This window comes from Bacillus sp. GW823-FHT06A10 (assembly GCF_058795375.1).
The window spans coordinates 1325680-1340074 of the sequence record NZ_JBXAHT010000001.1; the positions used below are offsets into that span (position 1 = coordinate 1325680).

Sequence of the window (14395 nt, forward strand, 5' to 3'; positions counted from 1 at the left end):
GGGGAAGAAACATGGAAGAAAACAACAACAATCTAGGAAAAAAAGTTGCTATATCAGTAATGTCGGTGGCTTTATTTGGAACGTCAGGATATCTTGTTTATGACAAAGGCTTTAGTACAGCAGGAAGAGAAACGGTAAAACTAGCAAGTAATACAGAAGAGAAAAAAGATGACCGTATTACAGGAGGTAATTTACAGTCTATGTTCCCAAATTTAGTTGCTGATCCTGCAAAAAAAGATGACAAACCTGGAGAAAAACCAAACATTAATTTAGCAGACTTAATCGGAAATAATAAATCACCGATTACACCAGTGACGTATAAGCCAGATGATGTGTCGGTGGAAAAGAAAGATCCACAGATTAAATTGTCAGACGCACCAATGCCACAAAAGCCGGAACTGCCAACTAATATGGGTGGTCCTGTGGTGGAGCCGAGTAAAAATTTGCCGGATAGTTTGGTGGATACGGGGAAAACACCGGGCGATGGAAAGACGCCAGGTGGCGATAAAGAACCAGAGAAACCAAAACCGGGTGATGATAAAGAACCAGAGAAGCCAAAACCAGGTGATGATAAAGAACCAGAGAAACCAAAACCGGGTGATGATAAAGAACCAGAGAAACCAAAACCGGGTGATGATAAAGAACCAGAGAAACCAAAACCAGGTGATGATAAAGAACCAGAGAAACCAAAACCAGGTGATGATAAAGAACCAGAGAAGCCAAAACCAGGTGATGATAAAGAACCAGAGAAGCCAAAACCAGGTGATGACAAAGAACCAGAAAAACCAAAACCGCCAGTTCCACACGATCAAATTACTGTATCCCCAATAACTGGAGATATTTTGGTGGAGTGGTATGCTGGGAATGGAGAAAGGTACTCGTCGGTATTTTTCAATGATTATTATGATAAAGGACAAAGTTCTGATACATTGAATAATAGGGCTGAATATTCCAAGGAAAATAAAGAGTTAACACTTATATCTCAATTGAATACATCTTCAAATGCAAAGACAATTGCTGATCATAGATTAACATTGGACAATTTGGGAGAAATTTTAGCTAATAAGGAGAATTATTCGAATCAAAGTGAATTATTTTATTTACGTAACCAAATGAATACACTTAAGAAAAAGGATAAAACACAACAAGAGTTACAAGCATATTTAAATGAAAATAAGAAAGAGTATATTCAATCTGTTGCAAAGTTAGTATACGATAAGGCTGTACAAGAGGAGAATATTTGGTTAAATAACCCAAATGATATAGTTTCTTTAGAACAATCTTTAAGTAAATATTACTTAGTTACTTCGGTGCTTGAAAGTGTGGATCCTAAATTAGTAGAGGCTGCAAATCAACGTGTAGAAAAGATTTTCTACAAACTATTACAAGAAGAATTAAAAAATATTAACATTGAAACACCAGTAGTGACATCTAAAAATGATGCAAAAGAAAACGTAAGTCCAGAAAAAGAAACTGTAACTAGCAGTAATGGAGGACAAGTGGTTGTTAAAGAAGATAATACGAATAAAACTGGGGTGTCAGAAATAGCTAGTGAGAAAGAGCAAAAAGATCAATTAATTGAAGCTAATAAAAACAACAAAGAAAATACGAAAGAAGTAAATCATAAAGAAACAAATAGCAATGATGCAGATGGTCAAATGAAACCAGAAAAACCAGAAAAACCAAATCCGATCAATCAAGCGATTGAGAAAATTGAAACATATTTAACCCCTGAAAGTCTAAACTATGAAAATGCTTTACTATTAGCAAATCAATGGATTGATGTCGCAAAAGACCAGCAAAAAGAAAAATTAAATCAGCAATTTAGTATAGCGGTAGATGGGCTTAGGGGACAGATGAAAGACCCTGAACTTTCAGTGGAAGATGCCTTAAAGAAAGCAAACCTATTAGCAAGTACGGCAAGGGTAGAACAATCTGTTCGAGATGAAGCAAATAAAATGTTAATGCCACTTATGTTTGAAAGAAAAGCAAATGAGGCTGCAAATAAAGGAGAATATTATACAGCTGTATTGAATATTGCCAATGCAATTCGCACAAACCATCCATTGGAGCGCTCCAGAGAAGAAATGGTGAATTATGCAAATAAACTATGGGAAAAAACAGAAGTCGAATGGGAGCAAATCAATGGAACACCAGATTGGCAAGAAAAGGCTGAGAAAACTGTACTTCCATCGTATACATTATTGGCACAGTTGAAAGATATCGATAAAACAATTGAAAAAATCGTTGGTATGAGTGTTATTGACAATGCGTCGAAAAAGATGGAGGGAATCCAACTAATAGAAGTAGCAAATACAAAAGCGAATCAGAACGGAAAGCTTTACGAAGCTTTACACTATTATGGACAAGCTTCCTATCGTGGGGTTAATGATAAAAAAGGATTTTCGGATGTCGCAAATCGCGTATTAAAAGAAGGGGAAAAAATTGAAAAGAGTAATTACCTATCAGCTTTAGAAATCTATCAAATTCTTTATAAAACACCGGGGATTGAAATGACTGGAGTGAAAGATAAAGCAAAAGTTGCCATTGAATATTTAAGTACATTTGATGCTGCTAATAAAAAGGCTACTCGTATAAACACTATTGAAGATTTAGCATCAGTAGTTGAGCTAACTCATCAAGCGATGAACTTAGGATATCAGCAGGCACCTGCAAAAGAATTTATGAAAGTTGTCTCTGAAAAAATGTTACAAACAGGTAAAGGGTATTTAGACAAAAATGACAACAATAATGCATATAAATGTTTTGAGTTTTTAACTCGACCACAATATGCAACAACGATTGATGGAGAATTGCGCCAAAAAGCAATGGAGAATTTAGAAAAAGTAAAAGCTATGGATGCTCAAAAATAAGTAGATAATAAGTTCGCCATCTTATCTCAAGTAAGATGGCGAACTTTATTCCAAATAAGGAGTGAAAGTTAATGAGTTTACTAGAAATTAGTCCATTAGATGAGGCATTAGTGGAAGCGTTGCAAAATGAAGAAAAAAGAGGCTATTTTTATGAAATATTACAGAAATCAAATTTATTCGTTGTTGCTTCTGTCGAAGGGAATACAAGTGTAGATGAAGAAGGAAATTTGATTTCTACTAATAATACACAATTACAAATTCATTATTTTGAAATAGAAGAAGGATTAATGTTACCACTGTATTCGGATTTAAAGCATCTAGAAATGGTTATTCCAGAAGAATGTCCGTATGTCTCTATGAATGCAGTTGAATTATTAAAAACAATAGATTTAGAGGCAAATGTCATATTGAACCCAGGAACAAAATTTCAAAAATTATTTGTAAAGGAAGAAATTGAAGCGATTTGTGATAACAGTATTTTTGATGTTTTCTCTAAAGAGAATAAGTAAAAATTAATGCAGTTCTATTTCTTTTTGGTATAAAATAGAGGAAGGTGGGAGAAGGTTTGGAGATTAAAGTCAAACCTGAACAACTCGAACAAATTGCCAAAAACATATCAGAGATGCAAACACACAGCCAGAATATACAACAAAATCTCAATCAATCCATGTTTAGTATTCAAATGCAATGGCAAGGGTCGACAAGTCAGCGTTTTTACGGGGAATTTATGAGATCGACGAAACTTATGGAAGCATACATACGTAATTTACAAGTTACAGAAAAAGAATTACGGCGCATTGCTCAAAAGTTTCGTCAAGCAGATGAGGAATATCAAAAGAAACAAACCGGAAAATTGAAAGAAACTCCTAAAAAAGAGGAGAAACATGAAAAATCATGGTGGCAAAAGGGATTAGAAGGAGCAGCTGAATTCATAGGAATTAATGATGCAATTCGAGCGGTTACTGGTAAAGACCCTATCACAGGCGAAGAATTATCAACAAAAGAAAGACTCATCGCCGCAGGGTGGACCCTTTTAAACTTTATTCCCGTCGGGAAAGTTGCGAGCCTTGCTGGAAAAGGAATAAAGTATGTCGCTTCTAGCTTCGGGAAGACAATTGTAAAAGCAGGAAAAGGGCTAGGCGAAGGCGTAACAATGGTAGCCGGAAAAGCTGGAAAAGCAGCTGTCGATGGCATAAAAACAGCCAGCCACAAAGTAAAAGAGGGTGTAAACTTTGTAGCCTCCACAGCCAAAGGCTTTGCCGACAAAATCGGAAGCTTATGGAACAAAGGCGCCACAACCGTAAAAACAACCTTCTTGCAGGGGAATGAAAAGATCCAGCACGCAGTAAAAACATTACTGGAGTACAAATGGATCCCAGGTTTGGGAAAAGCCTATGTCATGCCTGGAGTAGGAATGGTCCGAGAGATGGGACAGCATTCTCTGAAAGATGCTTATCAGTATATGGAGAGTAAGGTTGTTAAGGGTACGGGTGAAGGTAGTAAGAAAATCTCTGATGTTCCTCATGTAAAAGAAGCAAGAGATATTATAGCAGAGAGAACAAAAGGATTAGATTTAAATCAGCATCCAACTACGACAAAGCAAATGAGTTCTAAGAAAATGAAAGCATTAAGAGATAAGATTGATAATAGAACTATTACAAAACAAGAGTATGCAGACTACATCTGGAATAAGAAATTTGCTAAAAGACGGGATAAAGGAGTTAAAGAATTTTGGTACCAAGAACAACAAAGAATATTAAATAATGAACCGCTTACTCGAGAGTGGTCTCAAGAACAGTTAAAAGATATTCTTGCTGGTAAAACTCCTAAATTTGATGGTAAACCAATTGTAGGGCATCATAGTTATAGTGCTGCAAAATATCCGCATCTCGCTGATAAGGGAGAAATAATCTATCCAGCAACTTTTCGTGAGCATTTTTACGGATGGCATGGAAGAAAGTGGAGGAATAGTATTCCAGGTGAGCCTATAATACCAATTAAAGACTTTTAAGGAGGTAAGAATTTATGGTGAAGATGAGACTCAAAATTGATGATGATTCAAATAAATTAAAGTATGTATCGATTATCAGACAGAATAATGGAGCAAGTATTCAAGATATTAAAAGAAATATAGAAGATAATAATGTGGTACTAGAATGTGATTATTTTGATACAGATGAATTAAAAGACTTCAAAAAAACAATGGAGGCTTTAATAAGTAAGGGGGCTACTGTACATTTGTTTCAAGATAATCGAGAGGTTCAAATTGATTATATAAGTAACCTTATTAGTTCATATGAACAAATTGCTGAAGACAGAGAAAAGCTAGATGATAGAATTTTAGGTGATGATTAAGATAGATTAGGGTATTGAAATATACATTATCAACTTTATGTATTGAATAGTGAAGAAAATAATAGCAATTATGGTGTTGAAGATAAACATGCATAAACGTATATGTAGATGAATAAAGATAAAGTATATTTGTAGTGGAAAGAAAAAGAATAAGTGGTTTAAAAGTGCATACTCCATGATGGTTGTACCATCATGGAGTACTATGTGCAATTCTAGAATAGAAAGCAAAGTACGAGCTTAGGCGAGATGACATTTTACATGGCTATGAATATAAACACATGGAATGTATATTAAACTAACGAGTTCGTACAAACTCGTTAGTTTTAACGTAGTAGTTGTCATGACATATAAAAAGTGTCATACTGTTACTATAAAACTTACAAATTTATGCTACTTAAAAACATATGAACTTAAAGCACTTGATTGTCAATTAAAGGCAACAAGTGCTTTTTTCGTCTCAGTATAAAAATGATAAATAATAAAGAGAAAGTTCATATTATATTAGATTAAAATTATAAAAACTGAAAAATAGGCACTAAAAAGTATCCGTCGATGGTATAAAAACAGCCAGCCACAAAGTAAAAAAGGTTGTAAACTTTGTAGCCTCGACAGCAAAAGGCTTTGCCGATAAAATCGGAAGTTTATGGAACAAAGGTACCACAACCGTAAAAACAACCTTCTTGCAGGGGAATGAAAAAATCCAGCACGCAGTAAAAACATTACTGGAGTACAAATGGATCCCAGGCGAGGGAAAAGGCTTCGCCATAGCTGGAGTAGGAAAGGTCTCAGGAGGACAGTATTCTCTGAAAGAGGCTTATCAGTATATGGAGAGTAAGGTTGTTAAGGGGAAAGTTGGAAAAGGGAATTCTGATTTACTTGATAATATCGGTAGGTTTAAAGATGCTGAGTTGCAAACGAAGTATGATGTATATTGTGAAAGGAAATATAAGAATGGTGAATCGCCTAAAGAGCCACTGGAGTGGAAAGAAGCAAGTGAAAAATGGGCATCACTTAAAGAGCAGGGGCAAGAATTTTCTGATGAAAGTTTTAATCTATTTTCACAGCAGTATGAAAATGCTCAACGAGAAATAACCATTGTTACGCATGAAGGGACCAAGGTGAGAGTTGACGCAATTGCCTCTGATGAATATGGGAATGTTATTATACAAGAATATAAAAGTTCCGCTACTGCTCCATATACTACTAATCAAGAAAAGGGATTCCCTGAATTGAAGAATTCTGGTGGGGCAGTCGTAGGTGAAGGAAAGGGAGATTTTTCAGGGGGATACGAAGTGCCTAGTGGAACACGACCGCAAATTGTTCGTCCTGAGGGGACAACTTATTTTGATGAATAAATGAGGTGAGAGACAAGTGTCGATATTAGACAAAAATAAGATAGATGGAATTGGCAAGAGTATGGGTGAAAATAAGTTAGCATTAATGATTGCAGATCATTTAGACTGGGAAAATGAACTTCAGCACTTAGCATTGTTACAAGATAAAATTAATGCCTATGTATCTTTTATTGAAAGTGGGCAAATCTATAGTGTATATCCGGATGCTAAGTTAGTAGATGGCTTTATATTTGATTTAAGATTTAAATATAAACCGACTGAAAATTGTAATAAATTATTAGAGGTTTTTAGGAAGAATACTCAAGATTTGAGGATTGAGTTTAAAACATATGAATCTTAGGTAGTTTGAATTGGAGATGTAAAATGAAAGCGAATAAAGCATTTGAGCGCGTATGTAATCTAATATCTGAAAAGTATTTAGATAATGGTTGGAAATATTCTAAGTCGGGTCATTGGATGAGTAAAAAAGATAAAAATTTCATTTATAAGGTATTCTTTTATACAAGTTGGAATAATATATCTGATAAAAATGTAGTATTTTATGGTGAATGCGCAATTCTTCCTTTAAAATCTAAAGATAAAATATTTCATATTAATACACGTCAGTGCAATGTACCAAGCAATCAGTTATATTGGAACATAGCAAATGAGGAAGAGTGGGAGCGGACAGTTAACGAATTCACCAATTGGTTAAATAGTGTATTTATGCCAATTGTAGAAAGGTGCACGAATGATTTGAACAACTTTGTAAAAGAGGTTGTTGAAAGGGGTTTTTATCCTCAAAAGGGTTATATGGTAGATATTAATTTTATATTAAAGCACGGGTCACGTGAATTGGCAGAGGAAGCTATCGAAAGATACTATGACAGTTTGGAAGAGTCAATAAAAAAAGAATTTAAAGATAACTATGAAAGTATGGTGTATGGTAATGAAGCAGTTAGTGCATATGGTAATAACATGATGAGAAATTACACCAATTTTAGAACTATCATAGATAATAAAATACGTGTTACTTTATAGTACATCAAATGGTTTGACTTAGTAAGCGATAATTGGTAATCCAATTATCGCTTTTGGTTTTAAATAAGGGTACGGGAAAAGTGTATCCAACGAGACAAATAGATTCAGTAACAGAAGCGCATATAATTGATAGAGTGAAAGAACTAAGAGGGAATTTAACAAGTAGGTATAAGAAATCTGGTAATTTTGCTGTTGCAGAAGTGGATGTCAGTGGGATAAGTAAATCTGAATTTTATGCTCAAAGTAGCATAAATGAACTCAAAGGAAATCTTGAGCATAAGGTGCCTGATATTTCTTTACAACCTGAAAATCCAATGTTTAAAGCTACAGAAGCAGTTGGTAAAGAGGGAGAGAGTTATTTAAGGAATACAGATACGGAGTATAAAATACTAAATGATATTGCTTCTAGGCTTGGAGAGAATACACAAGCTACTGGGAAAATTAAGTTATTTACAGAATTGGATACTTGCGACAATTGCAGTAAAGTCATAGCAGAGTTTGCTGCTAAATATAAAAATATTGAATTAGAAGTCATACACAACAATGGTAATAGAATTATTCCTTAAACTTAATTTTTTTGGAGGGGAAGACTAATGAAAGACTGGGAGTATAATGAATTATTTGATGCGATTCAGGAGACATACGAAGAGTTGTTAGATGAAGACAGGGGATATAGGTATGCTATAGCAAAACTAGCGGATGAATTTGATAACTTAGGTAAGATAGAAGATGTTATTGTTGATACTGCTATTGGAGAAATTGCAATCGGCCATGAGAAAGTTTTTGTTGGGCGCATTGAAGGTATAACAAAGAGATTAAGCATGTTTAATCCACAAGAAGCAGGAGATGAATTAACATTAGAAGAAATAAAAGACTTATCGAGAAGAATAAATAAAGTAATAGAAGGACTAAAAAATGTAGAGGTTGATTATAATCCTTCAGCAGAATAAAGATTAGTGTTTTAGAAAAAGAAATAAGTGTTTGAAAGTAAGTACTTCATGATGGTTGTACCATCATAGAGTATTATGTGCAATGATAGAATAGGAAAAGAAGTACGAGCTTAGGCGAGATGACATTTTATTGGGCGATGAATATAAACAAATGGAATGTATATTAAACTAACGAACTCGTACAAACTCGTAAGTTTTAATATAGTATTTGTTATGAAGTATAAAAAGTGTCATATTGTTACTACAAAACTTACAAATTTATGCTGCTTAAAAACATATGAACTTAAAGCACTTGATTGTTAATTAAAGGCAACAAGTGCTTTTTTGCGTTTTAGCGTAGAAATTTAAAAGAGCATTATAATTTTATAAGTGCATTAAGTGTTAAATTTTTATTGTTGTTTTATAGGCTGTAGTGGCTATGTACAGTATACGACGATAGTAGAGGGAAAAATAAAAGGTTGTGTTATTTTTTGAAGTCATCGTAAAGTACGTTTTAACGGGTGATGTAAGAATGCATATAATAAAAGGTGAAGTCACGTTAAAATATTATTAAGCAAAAAGAGTCTTCGCAACAACAAGATGACAATAATCAAGAAGATGATACTAATAATCACGGTGATGATAATGATGATGGATAATGAAAAATAAAAAAGCTTTCTTAACAAATTTTAATAGATACCTTGACAGTTACAAATATAACCGATATACTTCATATTAATTTCAAAAGAAAATATATTCTAAATATTAAAATGTGTTGAATAGGAGTAGTAAGGTCATGTATTTGTACAGAGAGCTATGGGTTGGTGCGACATAGTCAAATGACATCCTGAACTCGCCTAGGAGCAGTAAGGTGGAACGGAATCACATTCTTAGTAAATCTTAACGGTTAACCTTCGATATTAGGTTTGTAATCAAACGATTACTACTAAGGTGGATTCATGATGGAATCAATAAGGGTGGTACCGCGTTAAGTAAATGGCTTAGCGTCTCTTTATATAGAGATGCTAGGCCATTTTTTTATTATATGGAAAAAGAAATGGAGGGTTTATTTGGATAGGTTTATAAAATTTATTTATTTATATAAAAAGATTTAATTAGGAGGAAAATGAGATGAAACAGACGGAGCAATGGACTTCGAAATTAGGTTTTATAATGGCAGCAGCCGGATCAGCAATTGGACTTGGTGCGATATGGAAGTTTCCTTATATCGCTGGGAAGAGTGGGGGAGGAGCGTTCTTTTTAATCTTTATATTATTTACTGTTTTAATTGGACTACCGCTACTTATAGCTGAATTTATGATTGGACGCAGTACGCAGAAACAAGCAGTTGGAGCATTTAAAAGCATCGCACCAAATACAGGATGGCACTGGATCGGACGCCTTGGCGTTGGAACGTGTTTTATACTACTTTCGTTTTATAGTGTTGTAGGTGGATGGGTATTAATTTATTTATTCAGAGGAATAACTGGACAACTGATTACTCCAGGACAAAATTACGGTGCGTTATTTACTGAAACAATTGGGAATCCCACTTGGGCTATTATGGGACATTTCGCTTTTATGTTCATTACGATATGGGTTGTATCAAAGGGTGTACAAAACGGAATTGAAAAAGCAAGTAAATATATGTTGCCAGCATTGTTCGTTTTATTTGTCGCTCTTATTATTCGTTCGTTAACACTTGATGATGCAATGAAAGGTGTGAAGTTTTTCTTACAACCAGATTTCTCAAAGATTACTTCGGAAAGTATTTTGTTCGCAATGGGGCAATCATTCTTTGCGATTAGTATCGGGATTTCAATTATGGTTACCTATAGTTCCTATTTAAATAAAAAAGAAAGTTTACCAAAATCAGCAATAACAATTGTTGGATTGAATTTATTTGTTTCTTTATTTGCGGGTCTTGCTATTTTTCCGGCTGTATTTTCATTAGGAATGGAGCCAACAGAAGGACCTGGATTACTATTTATCGTATTACCATCTGTATTTAGTCAAATTCCATTCGGTGGATTTTTCTTAACAGTATTTCTTGCACTATTTACATTTGCGACATTAACATCGGCATTTTCTCTGCTAGAGACAGTTGTTTCAGCATTAGCAAATGGTGAACAAGAAAGAAGAACGAAATTATCATGGATTATCGGTTTCTGTATTTTCTTAGTAGGTATACCATCTGCGTTATCATTTGGAGTATGGAGTGATATTACGATTTTTGGAAAGAATATTTTTGATGCAGTAGACTTTTTATCTAGTAATATATTAATGCCGCTTGGTGCACTATTTATTAGTATTTTCGTTTCATTCAAAATGGAGAAGAAGGTACTAGAAGCAGAGTTTTTTGTAGGTGGAAATTATGGAAAGAAAGTATTTACTTGTTGGGCATTTTTACTTCGATTTGTAGCACCACTTGCAATAATTATCGTCTTCTTAAATGTAATAGGTATTATTTAACATTAAATGTTATAATATTCAGTAAAAAAAGAAGATGGTGATGTTTATGGCGAATTTGATAGAAACAGGAGAGTATATGAATATTAGAGGGAAAAAGCTATACGTTGAAACACATGGAAATCCTAAAAATAAGCCAGTCTTATACTTGCATGGTGGTCCAGGAGAGAGTTGTTATGATTTTTCATTTCACCAAGCGGAACGTTTAAAAGATTCTTTATATGTAATTATGATAGATCAAAGAGGTGTTTGTCGTTCAGAAAAAATTACTGAAGACGAAGCTTTTGGATTAAATGATTTGATTGAAGACTGTGAGGAATTAAAAAAAGTATTACAAATTGAGAAGTGGTCTATAATTGGACATTCTTTCGGTGGATATGTAGCATTGCTTTATGCGTCGATATATCCAAGTTCAATAGAGAAAATAATATTTGAAGGACCAACTTTTGATTTTGCATTAACAAGTAGAGCTTTGTTGCAAAAGACAGGGCATTTATTAAAAAAATATGGAAAAGAAGAAGTAGCAGAAGAGTCTCTTGCTTATTCATCTAGCAATGCTAGTTCAAAAGAGTTGTTAGAAGCTTATATAAGACTAAGCAATGAATTAGAAGAAAAAAGAATGGAGATTTACAATAATAAGGAAGATAGGACAGATGAGAGTTTATACAGTGATGAAGAGTGGGAAATATTTTCAAATCGCTCTCAAATTCATTTTGATAGATTAAAATTAGAGGGCTCATGTCATACGTCATTATTATATAAAATAAAAGAAGTACAGAATCAAATGTTATTAATTGTAGGAAAACATGATGTAGTAACGTGTGAAGAACAAATTAAAACATTTAATAAAGATGCCCGAAACGGCAAGTATATCGTATTTGAAGAGAGCGGTCATTCACCTCATTATGAGGAAGCAGATAGGTTTGCAGAAACAGTCATACATTTTTTGAAATGAAGAAAATGGTGCTTCTATAAATGAGAAGCACTCTTTCTATATTTCTGGATATGTGATTGTGATGTTAGGCCACTTACTTTGCCAATTCTTTTTTATAACTCTGTTTTTGTACATATGTAATCGTTCTTTCGATTCAAGAAAATGAGCTGTTGGTCTCACTTGTAAGGAAAGGACATCTTCAATACCACATGGAGATGTTAATATAATATTGTTTTGGTCATCTAATGTAACTCCTAAAGCCGTTGCTGTTTCAGGAAATTTAGAAATAGCATCAACAGAAGAAGAATATGGCGGCATGTTATTCATTATATGCATACGAGCTTGATTTTTTACTGACCAAGGGATAGTGGCATCCATATTCATTAATTTCGTTTCTAATGATTTTTCATATGTCTCATCTTTATGTAAACGATCATAATAAATAACATCGACATCGGGCGTAGCCGTTCTGACATTATAGTCATGTAAAGTATCCCAAATTTTAGAACGAACAAATCCGGCACAAATCCACCAATCAGGTAGCTCTAGTGATTTTGCCATTTGTAATACATTCATCATCCATTCGTCGTTTTCTATTAAGCGAATTATATCATTCTCTGTTTTGATCTTCATTGATAAATTCACCTTTCTAGTAAATTAATGCATCAGTTCAATAATCCATAAAATCCAGTAAGCACCTGGTACAAATAGTAGTTGTGCTAATAATGTGCCGAGAAGTCTAGAAATCATTAGCCAACCATACATTTTACTCATAGATTCAGCACCGCTTTCTGATTGTAAAGCACGTTCTGTTAAAAGAGCAATGCGTGGATCGAGTAATACAGTTAATAAAATAGTGGCGAAACCATTTACAAGGCCAGAAGCTGTACTTGCATTTGTTGCATAATCTGGATTTAAAAAAGAAGCGTAAAGGGCAGAAAGTACCCCAGCTGTATAAATAGCAGTAGCAAACATGTTAATAAGCATAATACGCTTTGGAATACCACCGATACGCAGTCTATGAATCATTTCTAACTGTGGAAAGCGGACATATTTTTTTGTGTACTTTAATTTTTGAATGTTATTCGTTTTCATCATTCGAATGAAAGAACCGTCTGTTTCAAAGTTTTGAATGACATACCCAAATAATTTTGTCAAAGTTGGATAAAGAATGATCGCGATTAATGTACCAATAGAAGCCGATAATAGTACGAGTCGTATAATATGCTCTAAATTAATAGAAGAATCTAGTTTTGCCTCATCGACAATACCACCGATTAAAAAGGCTTGTAGTAAGTTTGATGTTCTTGAAATAAGTAACACCATTCCTACGACAGACAAGGCAACTGCAATCTTCTTTAAACGTACTCCAGCTAATCGAATACTATAAGAGCTTGTTTCAACTGCGTGTATTACAATTGTGAAAGCCATTATAAAAATTAACGTAATTGACATTTGTTTCACCAGTTTCTATTAAAATAATTGTAACTTTTTTACTTTATCATATCTATCGTATTTTGTAACTGAAAGTATGTGACATATGGAAATTGATTTTTCGAAAAAATAGATAATGATAGTATAATAGGGAGAAGTGTAAGAGATATTAGCAATCATTTATACCGTAAATTAAGTGGAGGAATGAAACATGTATACAACATTTCTATTTGATTTAGATGGAACTTTAACGGATCCGAAAGAAGGAATTGTAAACTCGATTTTATATGCATTAAAAAAAGTAGGAATTGAAGAAGTACATATAAGTGAGTTAGATTCATTTATAGGTCCTCCTATTCAGCAATCATTCATAGAGAGATATAATATGAGTGAAGGAGAGGTTGAACGTGCTGTTTTTTACTTCCGTGAGTATTTAAAGCAGCGTGGATTGTTTGAAAATAATGTATACGAGGGGATTCTGAAGCTCTTGCAACAATTAAAAAGTTCAGGAAATCGCATATTTGTAGCTACTTCAAAGCCCACTGTATTTGCGAAACAAGTTATAGAGCATTTTCAATTAACGAATTATTTCGAAGATATCATTGGAAGTAATTTAGATGGTACGAGAATAAAAAAAGAAGAAATAATTGCTCATATTTTACAAACAAATGAAGAACTAAATAAAGAAGAAATGATAATGATCGGTGATAGAAAGCACGATATAATAGGTGCGAATCAAAATGGAATTGCTTCAATTGGTGTTTTATATGGCTATGGCTGTGAGAAAGAACTGACTGAAGTTAGTGCGACTTACATAGTGAAAGATGTTGAAGAACTGTATCATTTTTGTGTAGAAAAAAGTTTAATAAATTAGTAAATATAGATGCTAGCAATCCCTTTATAACGTATGATGAGGAATTCGTTTCTGTTTAAAGGGATTTTTCATATGTAATCGAATATTTATAATTAGACATTTTTAGCATGAAAAAATTGTATGAATAAGAGGAGGGATGTCAGAATTAAAAG

Annotated in this window: 14 protein-coding genes, 1 pseudogene and 1 other annotated feature; of the genes and pseudogenes, 13 read left to right on the forward strand and 2 right to left on the reverse strand. The window is 33.7% G+C overall.

Annotated elements, in window-relative coordinates; translation table 11 throughout:
• Positions 1 to 11: 11 nt before the first annotated feature.
• From AC1Q8M_RS06855 to AC1Q8M_RS06910, 12 genes and pseudogenes are all read left to right on the forward strand, one after another.
• Positions 12 to 2873 carry a hypothetical protein gene (locus AC1Q8M_RS06855; RefSeq protein WP_492334126.1) on the forward strand — a complete coding sequence of 954 codons (2862 nt, stop codon included), beginning with the start codon at positions 12 to 14 and terminating at the stop codon, positions 2871 to 2873.
• 71 nt (positions 2874 to 2944) lie between these two features.
• Positions 2945 to 3382 carry an SseB family protein gene (locus AC1Q8M_RS06860; protein WP_098361432.1) on the forward strand — a complete coding sequence of 146 codons (438 nt, stop codon included), beginning with the start codon at positions 2945 to 2947 and terminating at the stop codon, positions 3380 to 3382.
• A 56-nt stretch (positions 3383 to 3438) separates the two neighbouring features.
• On the forward strand, positions 3439 to 4884 hold the full coding sequence (locus tag AC1Q8M_RS06865) for a WXG100 family type VII secretion target (RefSeq protein WP_098361431.1): 1446 nt from the start codon (positions 3439 to 3441) through the stop codon (positions 4882 to 4884).
• Between the two features lie 14 nt (positions 4885 to 4898).
• Positions 4899 to 5228 (forward strand): hypothetical protein, encoded by a 330-nt coding sequence (locus AC1Q8M_RS06870; RefSeq protein WP_002171737.1) that lies wholly within the window; start codon positions 4899 to 4901, stop codon positions 5226 to 5228.
• A 539-nt stretch (positions 5229 to 5767) separates the two neighbouring features.
• A pseudogene (locus AC1Q8M_RS06875) lies at positions 5768 to 6076 on the forward strand (hypothetical protein); the annotation flags it as partial.
• Positions 6053 to 6583 (forward strand): toxin, encoded by a 531-nt coding sequence (locus tag AC1Q8M_RS06880; RefSeq protein WP_255289738.1) that lies wholly within the window; start codon positions 6053 to 6055, stop codon positions 6581 to 6583. The pseudogene AC1Q8M_RS06875 and the gene AC1Q8M_RS06880, both read left to right, overlap by 24 nt.
• A gap of 16 nt (positions 6584 to 6599) precedes the next feature.
• Entirely contained in the window at positions 6600 to 6923 is a 324-nt protein-coding gene (locus AC1Q8M_RS06885) for a DUF6572 domain-containing protein (protein ID WP_000025254.1), read from the forward strand.
• Between the two features lie 23 nt (positions 6924 to 6946).
• Complete coding sequence (locus AC1Q8M_RS06890) at positions 6947 to 7603, forward strand: hypothetical protein (protein ID WP_097996672.1); 657 nt, start codon at positions 6947 to 6949, stop codon at positions 7601 to 7603.
• Positions 7604 to 7683: 80 nt separating this feature from the next.
• Positions 7684 to 8169, forward strand: coding sequence for a deaminase domain-containing protein (locus AC1Q8M_RS06895; protein ID WP_141526281.1), 486 nt, complete (start codon positions 7684 to 7686; stop codon positions 8167 to 8169).
• A 27-nt stretch (positions 8170 to 8196) separates the two neighbouring features.
• Positions 8197 to 8553 carry an Imm3 family immunity protein gene (locus AC1Q8M_RS06900; protein ID WP_000656074.1) on the forward strand — a complete coding sequence of 119 codons (357 nt, stop codon included), beginning with the start codon at positions 8197 to 8199 and terminating at the stop codon, positions 8551 to 8553.
• A 745-nt stretch (positions 8554 to 9298) separates the two neighbouring features.
• Positions 9299 to 9547, forward strand: a binding site (T-box leader).
• 116 nt (positions 9548 to 9663) lie between these two features.
• Positions 9664 to 11004 carry a sodium-dependent transporter gene (locus AC1Q8M_RS06905; RefSeq protein WP_023521821.1) on the forward strand — a complete coding sequence of 447 codons (1341 nt, stop codon included), beginning with the start codon at positions 9664 to 9666 and terminating at the stop codon, positions 11002 to 11004.
• 46 nt (positions 11005 to 11050) lie between these two features.
• Positions 11051 to 11956 (forward strand): alpha/beta fold hydrolase, encoded by a 906-nt coding sequence (locus tag AC1Q8M_RS06910; RefSeq protein WP_098361429.1) that lies wholly within the window; start codon positions 11051 to 11053, stop codon positions 11954 to 11956.
• 36 nt (positions 11957 to 11992) lie between these two features.
• Here AC1Q8M_RS06910 and AC1Q8M_RS06915 read toward each other — a convergent pair whose 3' ends face one another.
• Both AC1Q8M_RS06915 and AC1Q8M_RS06920 read right to left on the reverse strand, forming a co-directional pair.
• Entirely contained in the window at positions 11993 to 12568 is a 576-nt protein-coding gene (locus AC1Q8M_RS06915) for a nucleotidyltransferase family protein (RefSeq protein WP_098361428.1), read from the reverse strand.
• 24 nt (positions 12569 to 12592) lie between these two features.
• Positions 12593 to 13390: a lipid II flippase Amj family protein gene (locus AC1Q8M_RS06920; protein WP_098361427.1), complete on the reverse strand. Its 798-nt coding sequence runs from the start codon at positions 13388 to 13390 to the stop codon at positions 12593 to 12595.
• 190 nt (positions 13391 to 13580) lie between these two features.
• On the opposite strand from AC1Q8M_RS06920, the gene AC1Q8M_RS06925 reads away from it, so the two are divergent.
• Positions 13581 to 14243 (forward strand): HAD family hydrolase, encoded by a 663-nt coding sequence (locus tag AC1Q8M_RS06925; protein WP_098361426.1) that lies wholly within the window; start codon positions 13581 to 13583, stop codon positions 14241 to 14243.
• Positions 14244 to 14395 lie beyond the last annotated feature (152 nt).

Coding starts and splice junctions, on each gene's coding strand:
- AC1Q8M_RS06880 (WP_255289738.1), top strand. CDS start 6,053: ATGGAGAGTAAGGTTGTTAAGGGGAAAGTTGGAAAAGGGAATTCTGAT.
- AC1Q8M_RS06900 (WP_000656074.1), top strand. CDS start 8,197: ATGAAAGACTGGGAGTATAATGAATTATTTGATGCGATTCAGGAGACA.
- AC1Q8M_RS06925 (WP_098361426.1), top strand. CDS start 13,581: ATGTATACAACATTTCTATTTGATTTAGATGGAACTTTAACGGATCCG.
- AC1Q8M_RS06920 (WP_098361427.1), bottom strand. CDS start 13,390: ATGTCAATTACGTTAATTTTTATAATGGCTTTCACAATTGTAATACAC.
- AC1Q8M_RS06915 (WP_098361428.1), bottom strand. CDS start 12,568: ATGAAGATCAAAACAGAGAATGATATAATTCGCTTAATAGAAAACGAC.
- AC1Q8M_RS06855 (WP_492334126.1), top strand. CDS start 12: ATGGAAGAAAACAACAACAATCTAGGAAAAAAAGTTGCTATATCAGTA.
- AC1Q8M_RS06910 (WP_098361429.1), top strand. CDS start 11,051: ATGGCGAATTTGATAGAAACAGGAGAGTATATGAATATTAGAGGGAAA.
- AC1Q8M_RS06890 (WP_097996672.1), top strand. CDS start 6,947: ATGAAAGCGAATAAAGCATTTGAGCGCGTATGTAATCTAATATCTGAA.
- AC1Q8M_RS06860 (WP_098361432.1), top strand. CDS start 2,945: ATGAGTTTACTAGAAATTAGTCCATTAGATGAGGCATTAGTGGAAGCG.
- AC1Q8M_RS06905 (WP_023521821.1), top strand. CDS start 9,664: ATGAAACAGACGGAGCAATGGACTTCGAAATTAGGTTTTATAATGGCA.
- AC1Q8M_RS06870 (WP_002171737.1), top strand. CDS start 4,899: ATGGTGAAGATGAGACTCAAAATTGATGATGATTCAAATAAATTAAAG.